This is a genomic window from Archangium lipolyticum (genome assembly GCF_024623785.1).
GTDB classification, from domain to species: domain Bacteria; phylum Myxococcota; class Myxococcia; order Myxococcales; family Myxococcaceae; genus Archangium; species Archangium lipolyticum.
Genome location: NZ_JANKBZ010000023.1, coordinates 121,247 through 139,143 on the forward strand (window position 1 = coordinate 121,247; position 17,897 = coordinate 139,143).

13 protein-coding genes are annotated in these 17,897 nt (G+C 69.1%); 11 read left to right on the forward strand and 2 right to left on the reverse strand.

All coding sequences use genetic code 11. The annotated features are described in order from the left end of the window. Positions 1–16 precede the first annotated feature (16 nt). The 6 genes from NR810_RS36005 to cysI are packed head-to-tail and all read left to right on the forward strand — an operon-like array spanning position 17 to position 7,559. Positions 17–658: a precorrin-2 dehydrogenase/sirohydrochlorin ferrochelatase family protein gene (locus NR810_RS36005; protein WP_257459161.1), complete on the forward strand. Its 642-nt coding sequence runs from the start codon at positions 17–19 to the stop codon at positions 656–658. Further along, complete coding sequence (gene cobA, locus NR810_RS36010) at positions 655–1,455, forward strand: uroporphyrinogen-III C-methyltransferase (RefSeq protein ID WP_257459162.1); 801 nt, start codon at positions 655–657, stop codon at positions 1,453–1,455. The genes NR810_RS36005 and cobA overlap by 4 nt, the downstream gene beginning before the upstream one ends. Next, positions 1,448–2,365 (forward strand): sulfate adenylyltransferase subunit CysD, encoded by a 918-nt coding sequence (cysD, locus tag NR810_RS36015; RefSeq protein ID WP_257459163.1) that lies wholly within the window; start codon positions 1,448–1,450, stop codon positions 2,363–2,365. Before cobA ends, cysD begins: the two co-directional genes overlap by 8 nt. After that, positions 2,365–4,032 carry a sulfate adenylyltransferase subunit 1 gene (locus NR810_RS36020; protein WP_257459164.1) on the forward strand — a complete coding sequence of 556 codons (1,668 nt, stop codon included), beginning with the start codon at positions 2,365–2,367 and terminating at the stop codon, positions 4,030–4,032. Before cysD ends, NR810_RS36020 begins: the two co-directional genes overlap by 1 nt. Next, a complete protein-coding gene (locus NR810_RS36025) occupies positions 4,029–5,855 on the forward strand; it encodes an assimilatory sulfite reductase (NADPH) flavoprotein subunit (protein WP_257459165.1) in 1,827 nt (608 codons plus the stop codon). The genes NR810_RS36020 and NR810_RS36025 overlap by 4 nt, the downstream gene beginning before the upstream one ends. Positions 5,856–5,867: 12 nt before the next feature. Beyond that, complete coding sequence (gene cysI, locus NR810_RS36030; protein ID WP_257459166.1) at positions 5,868–7,559, forward strand: assimilatory sulfite reductase (NADPH) hemoprotein subunit; 1,692 nt, start codon at positions 5,868–5,870, stop codon at positions 7,557–7,559. Here cysI and NR810_RS36035 read toward each other — a convergent pair. Next, positions 7,556–8,608 carry an LGFP repeat-containing protein gene (locus tag NR810_RS36035; RefSeq protein ID WP_257459167.1) on the reverse strand — a complete coding sequence of 351 codons (1,053 nt, stop codon included), beginning with the start codon at positions 8,606–8,608 and terminating at the stop codon, positions 7,556–7,558. The two genes, cysI and NR810_RS36035, sit on opposite strands and share 4 nt — an antisense overlap. A 375-nt stretch (positions 8,609–8,983) precedes the next feature. On the opposite strand from NR810_RS36035, the gene NR810_RS36040 reads away from it, so the two are divergent. The 5 genes from NR810_RS36040 to NR810_RS36060 all read left to right on the forward strand — a co-directional run bounded on the left by NR810_RS36040 (position 8,984) and on the right by NR810_RS36060 (position 17,367). Continuing rightward, positions 8,984–11,164, forward strand: coding sequence for an ATP-binding protein (locus NR810_RS36040; RefSeq protein WP_257459168.1), 2,181 nt, complete (start codon positions 8,984–8,986; stop codon positions 11,162–11,164). Positions 11,165–11,310: 146 nt separating this feature from the next. After that, positions 11,311–12,915: a family 16 glycosylhydrolase gene (locus NR810_RS36045; RefSeq protein ID WP_257459169.1), complete on the forward strand. Its 1,605-nt coding sequence runs from the start codon at positions 11,311–11,313 to the stop codon at positions 12,913–12,915. 181 nt (positions 12,916–13,096) lie between these two features. Next, positions 13,097–14,275, forward strand: coding sequence for an aminotransferase class I/II-fold pyridoxal phosphate-dependent enzyme (locus NR810_RS36050; RefSeq protein WP_257459170.1), 1,179 nt, complete (start codon positions 13,097–13,099; stop codon positions 14,273–14,275). Positions 14,276–14,458: 183 nt separating this feature from the next. Beyond that, a complete protein-coding gene (locus NR810_RS36055) occupies positions 14,459–16,210 on the forward strand; it encodes an NADase-type glycan-binding domain-containing protein (RefSeq protein WP_257459174.1) in 1,752 nt (583 codons plus the stop codon). A gap of 38 nt (positions 16,211–16,248) precedes the next feature. Then, positions 16,249–17,367, forward strand: coding sequence for a polysaccharide deacetylase family protein (locus NR810_RS36060; protein ID WP_257459176.1), 1,119 nt, complete (start codon positions 16,249–16,251; stop codon positions 17,365–17,367). A gap of 41 nt (positions 17,368–17,408) precedes the next feature. Here the strand turns inward: NR810_RS36060 and NR810_RS36065 are convergent, their stop codons facing one another. Beyond that, on the reverse strand, positions 17,409–17,876 hold the full coding sequence (locus NR810_RS36065) for a MaoC family dehydratase (protein ID WP_257459177.1): 468 nt from the start codon (positions 17,874–17,876) through the stop codon (positions 17,409–17,411). Positions 17,877–17,897: the final 21 nt, after the last annotated feature.

Consider the following 17,897-nt stretch of genomic DNA (forward strand, 5'->3'; position numbering starts at 1 on the left):
GCCTCGAGGTTTCGTCATGAGCACGCATGTGGACTTCCCCGTCTGCCTCCGCCTTCAGGGCAAGCGGGTCCTCCTGGTCGGGGCGGGCAACATCGCGGACGAGCGGGGCCAGCAGTTGGTGGACGCGGGCGCGCGGCTGCGGGTGGTGGCGCCTCGTGTCAGCCCGGCCCTCCGCCGGCTCGCGGACGAGGGCCGCCTGGAGCTGCTGGAGCGCGCCTATGTGTCGGGCGACGTGCACGGGCAGCAGCTCGTGTTCGTGGCCACGGATGACCGGCAGGTGAGCGAGGCCGTGGCCGCGGAGGCGCGGGACCTCGGGGTCTGGGTGAACGCGGCGGACATCCCCGAGCTGTGTGACTTCACGCTGCCCTCGGTGGGCAGGCGCGGTCCCATCGTCGTGGCGGTCTCCACCTCCGGGCAGTCCCCCTCGCTGGCCCGGCAGCTGCGGCGGCGGTTCATGGAGCAGGTGGGGCCCGGCCATGTGCAGCTCGCGCGGCTGAGTGGGTGGCTGCGCAAGCGCCTGCCGTGCGGTGCCGGGCGGATGCGGCTGCTGAAGCAGCTGGTGGAGGGCGAGGCCGGGGAGCTGCTGACGCGCGGTCAGCGCAAGGCCGCCTGGGTCCGGGTACGCGCCGCGCTCGAGACTTTTGGAGAGACGACATGAGCAAGCACGGCAACGGCAAGGTCTATCTGGTGGGAGCGGGGCCCGGAGATCCCGGCCTGCTCACCCTCCGGGCGGTCCAGTTGCTCGAAACCGCGGATGCGGTGGTCCATGACCGCCTCGTCCATTCCGAGGTGCTGAAGTACGCGCGGCCTCGCGCCCGGCTCCTGTTCGTGGGCAAGGAGGGTGGGGGAGAGTCGGTGGCGCAGGAGGAGATCAACGCGCTGCTCATCTCCCAGGCGAAGCTCGGGCGCAGGGTGGTGCGGCTCAAGGGCGGAGATCCGTTCGTCTTCGGCCGCGGCGCCGAGGAGGCCCTCGCGCTGGAGGCGGCGGGCATCCCCTACGAGGTGGTGCCGGGAGTCTCCAGCGGCGTGGCGGCTCCGGCGGCGGCGGGCATTCCGGTCACCCACCGGGGCGTGTCGGGCTCGGTGACGTTCGCCACCGGGCACCGGGCCGGGAAGGCGCCGGACTGGGCGCACCTGGCCGGGGCGGAGACGCTCGTGCTGTTCATGGCGGGCAGCCGGTTGGAGGAGGCGACGCTGGCGCTCATCGCGGCGGGACGCTCGCCGAGCACCCCGGCCGCCATCGTCGAGGCGGGCACCTGGGAGCACCAGCGGGTCATCGAGGCGCCCCTGGCGGGCATCGCCTCGCGCGCCCGTGAGGCCGCCGTCGGCTCTCCGGCCCTGCTGGTGGTGGGCGAGGTCGTCTCGCTGCGCTCCCAGCTCCCCTCGCTGACCCGGTCCGAGCCCGTGATGTCCGAGTACGCGCAATTCCTGAAGGCGGAGGCTGGCCATGAGTGACACCCTGTCCTCGCGTCTCTCGCACCTCGCGGTGCTGGAGGCCGAGAGCATCCACATCATCCGGGAGACGGCCGCCGAGTTCGCCAACCCGGTGATGCTCTACAGCATCGGCAAGGACTCGCAGGTGCTGCTGCACCTGGCCCGGAAGGCGTTCCACCCGGCGCCCCTGCCGTTCCCGTTGCTGCACGTGGACACCACCTGGAAGTTCCGGGACATGTACACGTTCCGCGACCAGTTCACGGCGAGGCACGGGCTGAAGCTGATCGTGCACCAGAACAAGAAGGCGCTCGCCGAGGGCATCAACCCCTTCGACCATGGCAGCCAGAAGTACACCCACGCCATGAAGACGCAGTCGCTGCTCGAGGCGCTCGCGGAGCACGGCTTCGACGCGGCCTTCGGCGGGGCCCGGCGCGACGAGGAGAAGTCCCGCGCCAAGGAGCGCGTCTATTCCTTCCGCGACCGTCACGGACAGTGGGAGCCGCGGCGCCAGCGCCCCGAGCTGTGGAACCTCTACAACGGCCGCATCGACGCGGGCGAGAGCATGCGCGTCTTCCCGCTCTCCAACTGGACGGAGCTGGACGTGTGGCACTACGTCCTCAAGGAGCGCATCCCCGTCGTCCCGCTGTACTTCGCCGCCGAGCGCCCGGTGGTGAACCGCAACGGCATGTGGATCATGGTCGACGACGAGCGGATGCGGCTGCGTCCCGGCGAGCGTCCCGTGCAGAAGCGGGTGCGCTTCCGCACGCTGGGCTGCTACCCGCTCAGTGGCGCCGTGGAGTCCTCGGCCACCACGGTCGAGGGCGTCATCTCCGAGATGATGGAGGCCCGCGTGTCCGAGCGCCAGGGCCGCCTCATTGATCACGACGAAGAAGGCTCGATGGAGCTGAAGAAGCGCGAGGGGTACTTCTAATGACCGCCGCGGAGCAGTTGCAGGACAGCAATCAAGAGGTTCAGCGGTTCCTCGCCGATCACTCCGAGAAGGAGCTGCTGCGTCTGGCGGTGGTGGGCTCGGTGGACGATGGCAAGTCCACGCTGATCGGCCGGCTCCTCTACGAGTGCAATGGCCTGTTCGAGGACCAGGTGGCCGCGGTGAAGCGCGCCAGCGCGGGCGAGGAGATCGACTTCTCGCTCTTCACCGACGGGCTCCGGGCCGAGCGCGAGCAGGGCATCACCATCGACGTGGCGTACCGCTACTTCTCCACGCGCCGGCGCAAGGTGATCGTCGCCGACACGCCGGGACATCTCCAGTACACGCGCAACATGGCCACCGGGGCCTCCACGGCCGACGCCGGGGTCATCCTGGTGGACGCGCGCCTGGGCATCCTCCCGCAGACGCGGCGCCATGCGTACATCGCCTCGCTGCTGCGCATTCCGTACCTCGCGGTGGCCATCAACAAGATGGACCTGATGGACTTCGACCGCGCCGTCTTCGACCGGCTCGCGACGGAGTTCGGTGCGTTCGCCCGCACGCTCGGGTTCGAGCAGGTCCGCTTCTTCCCCATCAGCGCGCGCGCCGGGGACAACATCACCCAGCCGAGCGCCCGCACGCCGTGGCACGACGGCGAGACGCTCCTCGGGTGGCTGGAGTCCCTGCCGCACCAGCGCCGGCAGGACGGCGCCGCCTTCCGCTTCCCGGTCCAGTACGTGCTGCGGCCGGACCTGTACTACCGCGGTTTCGCCGGGCAGCTCGCCTCCGGCACGGTGCGCGTGGGCGACGAGGTGGTGATCCATCCTTCCAAGCGGCGGACGCGCATCGCGTCCATCGACACCTTCGAGGGGAGCCTCCCGGAGGCCAGCGCGCCGTCCTCCGTCACCCTGCGTCTGACCGACGAGGTGGACGTCAGCCGGGGAGATCTCATCGCGCACGCCGGCCAGTCCCCGCTGGTGCTCCAGCAGTTGGAGGCCATGCTGGTGTGGTTCGGCGAGAAGCCCCTGGATGGCTCGCGCCGGTACCTGGTGAAGCACACCTCGAAGTACGTCCCGGCCCACGTCGAGCAGGTGCTCTGGCGCAAGGAGCTGGAGGACCTGTCCGAGGTCCCCGCCGAGTCCCTGTCGCTCAACGAGATCGGCAAGGTCCGCCTCGTCTGCAAGCGCCCGCTGGTGTGCGACCCCTACCAGGACAACCGGAAGACGGGCGCCTTCATCCTCGTCGACCCGCTCTCCAACGACACGGTCGCCGCGGGGATGATCCTCGGGCCCGTGGCGTCGGACGGCGCCGGGACGCGGGAGTCCCGCTCCCTCATCTCCGCCCAGGAGCGGCGCGAGCGCCTCGGGCAGTCCGGTGCGGTCCTCGTGCTGGCGGGCACCCCGGACGTCCAGGAGGGCGCGCTGCGGCTCGAGCGGGCGCTGTTCGACCTGGGCCGCCACGTGGCCACCATCCGTGGCGACGCGGAGGCAGCCCTCTCGCTGGCCGAGGCCGGGCTGATCGCCATCCTCTACACCCCCGTTCCGCAGGCCCGGTTGGGACTGCGTGAGCAGCTCCGCGACGCCGGCATTCCCTGGCTGGAGCTGGAGCCCTCCCAGGAGCTGGAGCACCAGGTGAAGCAGGTCCTGGCCGCTCAGGAGACGACGCCGTGACTTCTCCCGTGAACATCCCCTCGCTCGCCACCCTGGCCACGTCGCTCGGCGAGGAGAAGGGCGCGCTGTTGCAGCGCCTGGTCGAGGGCCTCGACTCCACCTCGCTCACGTGGCTGAGCGGGTACTTCGCCGGGCTCGCCGTCCGGCAGGTGCCCGTGAGTGCCTCCACCCAGCCCGCGCCGGCCGTGGAGGCCTCGCCCCAGGGCACGCTCACCATCATCTACGGCACCCAGACGGGCAACAGCCGGCTGCTCGCCGAGCGGCTCAAGCAGCGGGCCGAGGCCGCCGGTCTCGCGGTGCGCACCTTCCGCGCCAGCGAGTACCCCCAGCGCGAGCTGAAGAACGAGCGGCTCCTGTACGTGGTGATCAGCACCCAGGGGGACGGCGATCCTCCCGATGACGCGCGCGGCTTCTTCGACTTCATCGTGGGCAAGCGCGCCCCCAGGCTCGAGCAGCTCCGGTTCGCGGTGCTGGCCCTGGGCGATTCGAGCTACCCCAAGTACTGCGAGATCGGGCGCGTCCTCGACGAGCGCTTCGCCGAGCTCGGGGCATCGCGGCTGCTGGCGCGCGGTGACTGCGACGTGGACTTCGAGCCGGTGGCCGAGCCCTGGTTGGGCGAGGCCCTGGAGCGTGCACGGACGGAGCTCGCCCCCCGGGCCCCGTTGGCGACCGTCACCCCGCTGCGCAGCGTGCCGGTGACGCCCACCTTCAGCCGGGAGAATCCCTATCCCTCCCTGGTGCTGGCCAACCAGCGCATCACCGGGCGCGGAGCCCTCAAGGACGTCCGCCACCTGGAGCTGTCGCTGGTGGGTTCTGGCCTGACGTATGAGCCGGGCGATGCGCTCGGCGTGTTGCCCCGGAATCCGCCGGAGCTCGTCGCGGCGGTGCTGTCCGAGCTGAAGCTGAAGGGCGCCACCGAGGTGTCGCGCGAGGGGCGCACCCTGCCGCTCGAGCGGTGGCTGACGGAGGAGCTGGAGATCACCCGCCTGGCCCGCCCGTTCCTGGCGAGCCACGCCACTCGCTCTGGCAACGCGGAGCTTCAGCGCCTGCTCACGCCCGAGGGCGGTGAGGCCCTGCGCGAGCTGCTGGCCAGCCATCAGGTCATCGATCTGCTGCGCGCCTGGCCCGCGACGTGGACGGCGGAGGAGCTGGTGGGGGCGCTGCGCCGCCTGACCCCCCGGCTCTACTCGATCGCTTCCAGCCAGAAGCGGGTAGGGGAGGAGGTCCACCTCACGCTGGCCGTGGTGGACTACGAGGCCTTCGGGACGCGCCACGTGGGCGCCGCCTCGCAATACCTGGCGACGCGCGCCGCCGAGCAGGACACGGTGAACGTCTTCATCGAGGCCAACGAACGGTTCCGCCTCCCCAAGGACCCGAGCCGTGACGTCATCATGATCGGCCCCGGTACGGGCGTGGCTCCGTTCCGCGCCTTCGTGCAGGAGCGCGCGGAGTCGGGGGCGGCCGGCCGCAACTGGCTCTTCTTCGGCGAGCAGCACTTCCGCACCCAGTTCCTCTACCAGACGGAGTGGCAGGAGGCCTTCAAGAAGGGCTCCCTGCACCGGTTGGATCTCGCCTTCTCGCGAGACCAGGGCCAGAAGGTCTACGTGCAGCAGCGCCTGCGCGAGAAGGGCCGCGAGCTCCACGCCTGGCTGGAGGGCGGTGCCCACCTCTACGTCTGCGGCGATGCGAAGCGCATGGCTCCGGACGTCCACGACGCCCTGATCGATGTCATCGCGACCCACGGCGGCAAGAGCCGCGAGGACGCGAAGGCGTATCTCGAATCCCTGCGCGAGCAGCACCGCTACCTGCGCGACGTCTACTGAGTGAGGAACACCATGAGCAAGAACCCGTCGCCCCCGGCCCTGAGCGAGGTGGAGCACATCAAGGCGCGGAGCCGCCTCTTGCGGGGCACCCTGGTCGAGAGTCTGGCCGACCCGGTCACGGGCGCCATCGCCCCGGCCGACACCCAGCTGATCAAGTTCCACGGCAGCTACCAGCAGGACGACCGCGACATCCGCGAGGAGCGCCGGTTGCAGAAGCTCGAGCCGGCCTACAGCTTCATGATCCGCACCCGCCTGCCCGGCGGCGTGTGCACGCCGAAGCAGTGGCTCGCCCTGGACGAGCTCGCCCGCACCCATGCCAACGGGACGTTGCGGCTGACCACGCGCCAGGCCTTCCAGCTCCACGGCGTGCTCAAGACCGACCTGAAGCGCACCATCGCGGGCATCAACGCCACGCTGCTCGACACCATCGCCGCTTGCGGTGATGTCAACCGCAACGTGATGTGCAACCCCAACCCCGTGGACTCGCGCGCCCACGAGGTGGTGCAGCAGTGGTCCATCCGCCTCTCCGAGCACCTGCGTCCGAAGACCCGCGCCTACTACGAGATCTGGCTGGACGAGGAGAAGGTCGCGGGCGTCGAGGAGGAGGAGCCCATCTACGGCGCCACCTACCTGCCCCGGAAGTTCAAGGTGGCCATCGTGGTCCCGCCCCTCAATGACGTGGACGTGTTCTCGCAGGATCTGGGCTTCATCGCCATCCTGGAGGGCGGGGAGCTGGTGGGCTTCAACGTCGCCGTCGGCGGAGGCATGGGCGCCACGCACGGTGACAACGCGACCTTCCCCCGGCTCGCGGATGTGATTGGCTTCATCCGCCCCGAGCAGTTGCTCGAGGTCGCGGAGAACGTGGTGAAGGTGCAGCGTGACTACGGAGACCGCACCAACCGCAAGCACGCGCGCCTGAAGTACACCATCGAGGATCGCGGCATCGCCTGGTTCGTCGCCGAGTTGGAGAAGCGCCTCGGCTACACCTTGCAGCCCGCGCGCCCGGTCGTCTTCGAGCACAACGGTGACCGCTTCGGCTGGCTCCAGGGCCATGACGGGCGCTGGAACCTGACGCTGTTCGTCGAGAGCGGCCGTGTGGCGGACCGCGAGGAGCTGCGGCTGCTGACGGGCCTGCGGGAGATCGCCCGGGTGCACAAGGGAGACTTCCGGCTCACGCCCAACCAGAACCTGATCATCGCGGGTGTGGCTCCGGCGGACCGTCCGGCCATCGAGGCCCTGCTCGAGACGCATGGCATCACGCGCACCCAGCGCGCGAGCCCCCTGCGCAAGAACGCGCTGGCCTGCGTGGCCCTGCCGACGTGCGCCCTGGCCATGGCCGAGGCCGAGCGCTACCTGCCGCGCGTGGTGGAGCTGCTGGAGGAGCGCCTCGCGGCCCACGGGCTGGAGAAGGAGAACATCCTCCTGCGCATCACCGGCTGCCCCAATGGCTGCGCCCGGCCGTACCTCGCGGAGATCGCCCTCGTGGGGAAGGGGCCCGGCCGCTACAACCTCTTCCTCGGGGGCGACGTGCGCGGCCAGCGCCTCAACCGCCTGTATCGCGAGAACGTCGACGAGGCGGGCATCCTGGAGGCGCTGGAGCCGCTGTTCGCCGCGTATGCGCGCGACAGGAAGCCCGGCGAGGGCTTCGGCGACTTCACCGTCAGGGCGGGGCATGTCGCCCCGCCCCCGGGTGCGGCGGCTTAGAGCAGGGGCTCCATGTAGACGTTCAGATCGCCATTGGGCATGGTCTTGACGGACAGGATGTTGATGCCCTCGGGCACCTTGGCGATCTCGTGGACCTTGTTGATCTCCGGTCCGACCACCTTCTTGAACTGCTCGACGATCTCATCGGCGGAGACCCCCCACGAGGTCGGCCAGGGCACGTGGACGGAGATCCACCACTTGCGCGGCGCCGCGTTGACCGTCCGGGTCTTCTTGTCGAAGAAGACCTCGATCTGCAGTTCGAGCGAGGCGCTGATGTCCGCCGAGCCGGACACCTCGATGCCCAGCGCGGTGTGAACCTTGTAGAGCCGGTTCATGACGCGCTGGCCATTGAATGAGTAGTCGGTGACCGGCTTGAGGTACTCCGCCGGATTGATGGGGCTCCCCAGCGGCTCCGGCCCGCAGAGCGTCGGGCCGCTGGTGATGTAGAGCTGGTGCCCATCGACCTTCTGCGTCATCAGCGGGACGGCGATCTTCTTGATCTCCTCCAGCACCTCGCTCGCGGTCTTGCTGGCGTTGCCCAGGACCATCTTGCTCAGCTCCACGGCCTTGGTCTCGCCGTAGCGCCAGTACAGCACGCCGTTCTCGAAGTCGCTGTAGCGGTTCTTGGAGCCCTCGGCGGCCGGCAGCTCATCGGAGATGGGGTAGCCGAGGTCCGGGTTCTTCTCCCAGCCGTGCTCCGCCCAGTAGGAGCGGATGAGGCCGTGGACCTCGTGGGCGGAGAGGGTGGGCTTCCAGTAGATGGAGCCGTGCTGGAAGTGGTTGAAGCGGCCGATCTGATCCGGCGTCTTCGTCTCGTCCGTCTTCGGATAACCGAGGAAGCCCTTCTCCCAGCCGAGCTGCGCCCACCGGTTGCGGATGGCGCCGTGGATCTCATGGGCGCCGCTGTCGGGGCTCCAGTAGATGGAGCCGAAGGCGTAGTGGCGGAAGCGGCCCACTCCATCCGGGCAGGTCGTCTCCGGTGTCTTCGGTGCCCCCAGCAAGCCACTGCTCCCGCCCAACTGCGAGTACTTGGTGTCGATGGCGCTCATGGTGAATCTCCCCCCGGTCTTCCGGTGTGGTGTGACGAGTCGGACAGCGGGGAGGCGTGCTTCGCGTCGTCGGGCCTCTCGCCGCCGGCTTCACCAGGGGAACGAAGTCCACGCCATTTCTTCCCGGCTCCACCGCCGGAATTCGGAGCTTCGACCCGCTCCTCCAGGGCCCAGGTGGTGGGTGGAAGGAGCGGCCAGGCGGGGGCCAGGGTGGCTGGTGTGCTGGAAGTGTAATAAGAATGGCTTTTGTCCAAGAAGACTGCACACCTGGGGCGCTGATGCCTACATGCGCGAGGAAGCAGGCGTGGCTCATGGCCGAACCATTTGTGGGGGAGCTTCCTTCTATGCTGCAACAGAGCCCCCCACGAAACGCCCATGCCACCGCCCGCCCCGAAAAGAGATGAAGCGCAACGGCTGTTGGCGCTCGAGCGCTCCGGCCTTCTCGATACACCCCCCGAGCCCGACTTCGATGACATCGTGCAGCTGGCCGCGGAGCTGTGCGGCACGCCCATCGCGCTCATCAGCCTGGTGGACCGGAACCGCCAGTGGTTCAAGGCGAACGTCGGGCTGTCCGGGGTGACTGAGACGGAGCGTGGCATCTCCTTCTGCACCCATGCCATCGAGCGCGAGGGCGTCTTGCTCGTCGAGGACGCGAGGGCCGATGAGCGCTTCGCCTTCAGCCCGCTGGTCCAGGGCGAGCCGTTCATCCGGTTCTACGCCGGTGCTTCCATCCAGACGGAGGAGGGCCATTCGCTCGGCACCCTCTGCGTCATCGACCGGCGTCCGCGGACGTTGAGCGAGGCCCAGCGCCGCGGTCTGCTCGGGCTCAAGCGCCAGGTCGAGCTGCAGATCCGCCTGCGCACCCAGCTCCGGCAGGCACAGCAGCGCAACGCCGAGCTGGAGCAGGCCCAGGAGCGGATGCGCTCGCTCAACTCGTACCTGCAGATGGAGATGCGCGAGCGCCAGCGCATGGAGCGCCAGATGCAGGATCAGCAGACGCTGATCTCCAGCGTCCTGGCGCACATCCCCCACTCGGTGTTCTGGAAGGACTGCGACAGCGTCTTCCTGGGCTGCAACCACCAGTTCGCCCGGGACATGGGGGTGGCTTCACCGGAGGAGATCGTCGGGAGGACGGACCTCGAGATGCCCTACCTGACGCGCGAGCACGCCGACGCCTTCCGCCGGGGTGACCGGGCGGTGATCGAATCGGGCGTCCCGGCTCTCGGCTTCGAGGAGACCATCCGGAACCCGGACGGACGGGAGTCCTGGGTGATGACGAGCAAGGTGCCGCTGAAGAACCCGGATGGGACGGTGCGGGGCGTGCTCGGCATCTACATCGACTTGAGCGAGCGCCGGCGCCAGGAGACCGTGCTCCAGGAAGCCAAGAGGCTTGTCGAGCAGCACGCCGCCCACCTGGAGGCGCAGGTGTGCGAGGCCCAGGCGCGCACCCGCCAGCTCATGGAGTACTCCGGTGACGCGGTCTTCCTGTTGGACGAGAAGGGGCGCGTGAAGGAGGTCAACCCGGTGGCGGAGCGGCTGCTGGGGCTCTCGCGAGAGCAGCTCGTCGGCACCTTCTTCGAGCTGCTCGCCCCGGAGAACGAGCGCGAGGTCCTCGGCCGTGCGCTGTCGGATCTGCGCGTGCGCGGCACGGTCCGCCTGTCGGAGCAGGGACTGCGCTCGGTTTCGGGGGGGCGTGTGGCCTTCGACATCTCCGCCTCGCTGCAGGTGGCGGGCGCGGACCGGCTCCTGCTCGTCGTCGGACACGATCTCACCGAGAAGCGGCGGCTCGAGCAGCAGACCCTTCAGAACGACCGGCTCGCCTCGATGGGCGCGCTGGCGGCGGGCATCGCCCACGAGATCAACAACCCGACCTCCTACGTGCTCTCCAACCTCTCCTTCCTGCAGGAGTGGCGGGACGAGTTGGAGCGGGAGTTGGCGGCGCCGGGAGCGCTCCCTGCGCGGGTGGCGGAGATGCTCGCCGAGGCGAAGGACGTCATCGCCGAGAGCCTGGACGGGGGCCGGCGCATCCGGGACATCGTGCGCGACATGCGCTTCTTCTCGCATACCGCGGGCGAGGATCTGGCGCCCGTGGATGTGCACGCCTGCCTCGACTTCGTGTTGCGCATGGCGCACAACGCGCTGAAGCACGCGGCGGAGGTGCGCAAGGAGTACGAGGAGGCGCTGCCTCCGGTGCTCGCCAGCGAGGGCCGGCTCAGCCAGGTCTTCCTCAACCTGGTCGTCAACGCGGCCCAGGCCATGCGGCCCGAGGCGTCACGGCGGCATGTCCTCGGGGTCCGCACCTCGAGGGAAGGGGAGTGGGTGCGGATCGACATCTCGGACACGGGCCATGGGATTCCTCCCGAGGTGTTGCCGCGCATCTTCGATCCATTCTTCACCACGAAGGCGGCCGGTTCGGGCTCCGGGCTCGGGCTGTCCATCAGCCTCTCCCTCATCCAGAAGATGGGCGGAGACATGAGGGTGCGCAGCGAGCAGGGCGTTGGCACCACCTTCACCCTGCTCCTCCCCACCCGAGAGAAGGACGACTCCGACACGTGAGCCCGGGCCATCTTCCGGGCCATGCGCACCCTCTTCCTGCACCATCCGCGTGGTTTGGACAGGAGCTGAAAGACCATTAGTCACCGTAAAACTGGTAATTCGGTGATTTCTTTGGCTTCATGGCGCCTCTACCCCAAGGAGGTTGCATGAAGCCACACAGGTTACGTCCCGATGCCGTATCCGCGGTGCTGCTCGCGTTCTTGCTCCTGGCTCTGGGCCCGGAGGCGAGGGCCGCCCAGTCGACGGTGCTTCAGCTCGGCTCTCCGAGCCTGTCCGCGCAGCCAGGGCAGAGCGTGACGCTGGCGATGCGGTTCAACGCCGTGCCGCTGGCCGAGGACTACTCCGTCTTCGTCCACTTCATCGACCAGAACGGCGTGCACCGCTCCGAGCTCAACGCCGACCACCTGCCGCCCGTCGGTACCTCCAAATGGAGCGGCTCCGTCGCCTACAACCGCACCGTGGCGCTTCCGGCGTCGCTCCCAGTGGGCACCTATACGATCCGGGTCGGGCTCTACCAGAACCACTCGCCGTGGGCCCGCGTGCCGTTGACGATGGGCAGTGGCGTCACCGTCGATGATCAATTCCGCTACGCCGTCGGAACGCTCACCGTTGGCCAGCAGCCGTCCACCACCCAGGTGCTTCGGCTCGGCAACCCGAGCCTGTCCGCGCAGCCGGGGCAGAGCGTGACGCTGGCGATGCGCTTCAACGCCGTGCCGATGGCCGCCGACTATTACGTCTTCGTCCACTTCGTGGACCAGAACGGCGTGCAGCACTCCTCGTTCAACGCCGACCACCTGCCGTCCGTCGCCACCTCCGTGTGGAGCGGCGCCATTGCCTACAACGTCAACAAGACCCTCCCGTCGAACCTCGCCGCGGGGACGTACACGATCCGCGTGGGCCTCTATCCCATGTCCTCGCCGAATGACCGCGTCCTGTTGTCGCCGGGCAGTGGTGTCACCGCCGATGGCGAGCGCCGCTACATCGTCGGAACCCTCACCGTCAGCGGCTCCTCGCAGCCCTCCGGCGGGCCCCTCGGGCAGGACCCGAACGCGTACCAGCTGACCTTCTCCGACGAGTTCGACAACGGCTTCGCCACCAGCAAGTGGAACGACCACATCTGGTACAAGAGCTCCGATCCGGTCATCAACTACAAGGTGAGCAACGGTTCGCTGAAGATCTGGCCGGCCGCCGGGTTCGTCGACCGCACCATCGACACCGATGGCAAGTTCTCCCAGACGTATGGCTACTTCGAGATGCAGGCGAAGTTGCCGATCGGCCGGGGCGTCTGGCCCGCGTTCTGGCTGTACGCCCACCCGGGCGACGATCGCCCCGAGATCGACATCATGGAAGCCTATCCGGGCGGTGGTCCCGACAGTGGCTGGGGCGATGGCAACCTGCACCCGACCAACTTCGGCCTCACGCTGCACAAGGCCAACGCGGATTACTCGTACCACGAGAAGCCGTACTCGACGACGCTGCGCAACTTCTCGCCCTACCAGAACGGCATCGACCTGTCCGCCGGCTTCCATACGTACGCCGTGAAGTGGGAGCCCTCTGGCATCACCTTCTACTTCGACGGTCAGCAGCTCGGGCCGAAGTACTGGGATACCGCCGGCTACTACAGCAGGCCGATGTACGTCCTGCTGGACCTGTGGTTCGGCAGCGCGAGCGGTTCCCCTGACGCCTCGACTCCGACCGGCGAGGGCAACTCGTACGAGATCAACTACGTCCGCGTCTGGCAGTTCAAGTAACCCGGCACCGTTCGACGCGTGAGGGCGCGGGGCAGTCGGCCAGGCTGCCTCACGTCCCAGCTGTCTGGGGCGGGGCCAGGCGATTTCACGTGGCGGGCGGGCCATATCGCTCCGCCGCCGGGTGTTGAGCGCGGAGCCCCCGCCGCCTCCGGGCGTGATAGAGGGGGCGCCGCCCATGCCCATGAGCAAGCCCCAGCGCCTTCAGAAGCTCGCCGCCGCCGTCTTCACCACCATGGACGAGGCGCGCAAGCGCAAGCTCGCCACCGGTGCCGACGTCATCAACCTGTCCATCGGCAGCCCGGATCTCCCTCCCGCCCCGCACATCACCGAGGCCATGGCCCAGGCCATCCGCGACCCGGGCAACTACGGCTACCCGATGCGCGACCTGCCCGCCTTCCGCGAGGCCGTCGCCGGTTGGTACCAGCGCCGCTTCGGCGTGGCGCTCGACCCGGATACCGAGGTGCTGGGGCTCACCGGCTCCCAGGAGGGCCTGGCCCACATCACCCAGGCGGTCACCGATCCGGGAGACCTCGTGCTGGTGCCCGACCCCGGCTATCCCATCTACACCGCCGGGCCCGTGCTGGCCGGAGCGGAGCTCTACCCCGTGCCCCTGAAGGCCGAGAGCGGGTACCTCCCGGACCTGGAGGCCCTGCCCGAGGACGTGAAGCGGCGGGCGAAGCTGCTCATCCTCAACTACCCGAGCAACCCGTTGGCCGCCGTCGTCCGGCCCGGCTTCTTCGAGCAGGCGGTCGCCTTCGCGCGCAAGTACGGCACCGTCATCCTGCATGACGCCGCCTACAGCGAGCTGTCCTTCGATGGCTACCGGCCTCCCAGCTTCCTGGAGACGCCGGGCGCCAGGGAGGTGGGCCTGGAGTTCAACTCCCTGTCCAAGACGTACAACCTCGCGGGAGCCCGCATCGCCTACGCCGTGGGCAACGCGCGGCTCCTCGGGCTGCTGGCGGAGGTGAAGGCCCACCTCGACTACGGCCTCTTCCGGCCCATCCAGGCCGCCGCCGTCGCCGCGCTGAACGGGCCCCGGCAGTGCGTGGACGACATGGCCGCCACCTACCAGCGCCGCCGGGACGTGCTGGTGGATGGGCTCAACCGGCTGGGCTGGGCCGTCCCCAAGCCGAAGGCCACCATGTTCTGCTGGGCCCCCGTGCCGCGCGGCTTCGAGTCCAGTCTCTCCTTCGCCATGGCGCTGTTGGAGCAGGCCGCCGTCACCGTGGTGCCCGGCAGTGGTTTCGGCTCCATGGGGGAGGGGCATGTGCGCATCGCTCTCGTGCAGAGCGAGGCACGGCTGGCCGAGGCCGTCGAGCGCATCGGCCGCTCGGGCATCCTGAACCAGCGCGCGGCGTAGCCCGGGGCGGGAGCTCGCTCCGTGGCCACCGGTCCGCGCGATGTGGCCGCCCGGCCACGTCGCCCGGCCTCGAAGGGACCGCGACCGTGGCTGGGAGGAGCCTTTCCTGGGCTCGTCCGCCTGTCCGGCCATCGGCACGCCGCGTGCTTTGGGGGACGGTATCCCTCATCCGCAGGTGCCCTCATGCGCTGGTTCAAGTCCCTCGCCGCCTCGCTGTGCCTCGCCGCCTCCACCGCTGGAGCCGCGGCGCCCGAGGTCATCATCACCCCGCAGAGCAGCCAGTTCCCCTTCGTCAAGCTCACCGTCAACGTGCGCGATCGCGGCACGGGCAAGCGCATTGGCGGGCTCACCCGCGAGGCCTTCTCCATCCGCGAGGACATGAGCCCCGGAGAGCTCGTCTCCTTCGAGGAGCAGCGCCTGGAGGGCACCGCCACCTCTTCTCCGGTGGACGTCGTCTTCGTCTTCGACCAGACGGGCAGCATGAGCGAGGAGATCGCCGGCCTGGTGGAGCGCTCGCGTCAGTTCGCGGACATCCTCGGCAACAGCGGCTTCGACTTCCGGCTCGCGCTCGTCTCGTACTCGGATAGCGTCGAGCGCGTGTTTTCGTACACCTCCGACGTGGAGGCGTTCAAACGGCAGCTCTCGAAGCTGACGGCGGATGGCGGAGGGGACGAGCCGGAGAACCAGCTCGACGCGCTCGTGGAGGCCTCGAAGCTGCCGCACCGGCCGGGCGCGAAGAAGGTCTTCCTGCTCGTCACCGACGCGTCCTTCCATTCCAGCGATTCGGTTACCTCCCGCACCGCGCAAGGCGTCGTGGAGTCGCTCCAGTCCAAGGGGGTGCAGCTCCACGTGGTGGGGCCCGACCTGGAGCCCTACCACTGGATGCCGGAGCGGCTGGGTGGCACCTTCTTCGACAAGGACGCGGGTGACTTCCGGGAGATCGTCCGCTCGCTCGCGGGCGGCGTCGCGGTGAACTACGTCGTCAGCTACCGCAGCCCCCGGCCGCAGGACGACGCCACCCGGCGCGCCGTGGAGGTGCGGGTGAAGGTGGGCAAGGACACCGGGCTCGACGTGACGCAGTACCGGGCGCCGAGCTGGGTCACCGCCAGCTCCCGCATGGACTTCTTCGCGGGCGAGGAGAGCCGGTACGCGCCGCTCCACGTGGTGGACGGCTCGCCGGACACGGTGTGGGCCGAGGGCGTGCCCGGCCAGGGCATCGGTGAGTGGCTCCACATGCGCTTCGAGAAGCAGGAGTCCGTGAGCCGCGTGGCCCTGACTCCGCCGCCTGCCGGCTACGGGTGCCCCAAGGAGGTGCGGCTCTCGCTCGGGAGCTACAGCAAGGTCATCACCCTGGAGAAGGGCAAGGGCCGGCAGGAGTTCGAGCTGTCCCCCTCGGTCTCCGCGGGCTCGCTGGAGCTGGAGATCGTCAGCGTGCACGGCGGCTCGGACCTGACGGGACTCGCCGAGGTGCAGGTGTACACGGGCGAGCCGCCGGCGCTGCTCGAGCGCATCTCCCGCTCGCGCCGCACGGTGGCGGAGGCGGACAGCTCGCAGTCGCTGAACAAGAAGGGCGAGCAGCTCTACCACCAGGGCAAGCTGAAGGAGTCGATCGCGCTCTACCAGCAGGCGGTGGACAAGGATCCGTCGCACGCGCAGGCCTACAGCAACCTGGGACTGGCGTACCAGAAGGTGGGCGACTTCCCGAACGCCATCTGGGCCAACCGCAAGGCGATCGCGCTCGCGCGGGGCTCCGGAAAGAATGGAGTGATGGCCAGCTCGTACTACAACATCGCGCGCATCTTCGAGGCCCAGGGAGACTGGAAGCAGGCCGAGCAGAACTTCTGGTGGGCGAACCAGAACCGGCCCATGAAGGTCTACGACGACGCGATCCTGCGCATGCAGCGCAAGCAGGGCGAGGCCGAGGCCGCGAGGTAGCGCTCACGCCCCACGTCTCCCGAGAGGACTCCCTTCCCATGTTCCGTCCGTTCCGACTGCTGACCGCGCTCCTCTGCGTCCCGCTGCTCGCGTCTTCCGCCCACGCGGCGGGCCTGAAGGTGTCCGTGACCGAGCGCGCCCACTGGCCCTGGCCGCTGGAGTCCCCCAGTGCCTTCGATGTGGCCTCCCGCGCGGAGATCGCCGTGTTCGTCGAGGCGCTGGCGGACTCCGACACGCGAGCGGGAGCCTCGGGCGACGCCGCGTCGGTGGCGCGGTGGAAGGAGTGGATGAGGAAGGTGCTGGTGGAGAACTTCGCGAAGGCCCGGGAGACGTGCACCGCCGGGGCGCTCTTCTGCGAGGGCCAGGTGCCCGCGAGCTGGGAGGCTCTGGTCACCACCGCACGGACGGGCCTCGGGAAGCTGCCGGCGGAGCTGTCGCCGTGGTACGCGGAGCAGAAGCCCTTCCACCAGGGCTACCTGTACGAGCAGGTCCGGCTCGCGGGGTTGTTCCCGAGGGTGACGAGCGAGATCTTCCCGCTGGCGTCCTCCGAGCGCTTCGGTCTCGAGCTGCCGGATCGGCACTTCCTGCTCACCTTCGACGACGGCCCCACGCCCAGGGACGGTGGCACGGACAGGCTCACCACGCGGCTCCGGGCCGAGGGCATCCACGCGGCCTTCTTCCTGCTGGGCACCCAGTACGACTCCCGGCGGAAGGCGGCCCCGGTGGAGCAGTTCCGGGCGCTCTACGCGGGGATGTGCGTCGGCTCGCATGGGCAGGAGCACCGCTCCCACGCCACCTGGGCCGGCGCGGTGAAGGGAATGGAGTCCTTCCACGCCCGGCTCGCGGAGAGCCTGCCGGAGGGCCAGGAGAAGCTGACGCTGTTCCGCCCGCCATACGGCCAGCGCAACGCGTCCTTCCTCCAGGCCCTGGAGCACGGCGGAATGAAGAGCGTCCTGTGGAACATCGACTCCCAGGACTGGCACGCGCGCATCACGGGCTCGAGGGCCGCCGGGCGCGTGCTGTCACTGATGCTGCTGTGGCGGCACGGGAACATCCTGTTCCACGACATCCACCCGAAGGCGCTCGAGGCACTCCCACGCATCTGGCGCGAGACGCGTGGCTCGGGCGTGAGCTGGGCGGACTGCCGCGAGGAGTAGGGGAGTCCCTAGGGGAGTCCCGGGCTCCCACTCCGAGGCGCTCACGCGAGCATGTAACGGTAGAGCACCTCCGCGGCGCACGCCGGCTTGGACTCGCCTTCGATCTCGATGCTCGCGAGCAGCTGGGCCTCGACACCCTTGGGAATGTCCTTGAGCTCGGCCAGCTTGAGGCTCAGCCGGTAGCGGGCGCCCAGCTTGAGCGGGGCGGGGAAGCGGACCTTGTTGAGGCCGTAGTTCAGCACGAGCGCGAAGCCGCGGATCTCCACGACCTCGAAGAACAGCCCCGCGATGCGCGAGACGCTGAAGTACCCATGGGCGATGGGCACTCCAAAGGGAGACTCGCGCTGGCACCGCTCGCGGTCCAGGTGGATCCACTGGAAGTCCCCCGTGGCCTCGGCGAAGCGCACGATGTCCTCGTACGCGAGCTCCTTCCACTCGGAGGCGCCGAGCTGCTGCCCGACCAGCGCCTTGAGTCCATCCAGTCCGTCGATGATCGTCTTGTTGGGCATGCGCCGCCCATAGCATGCACG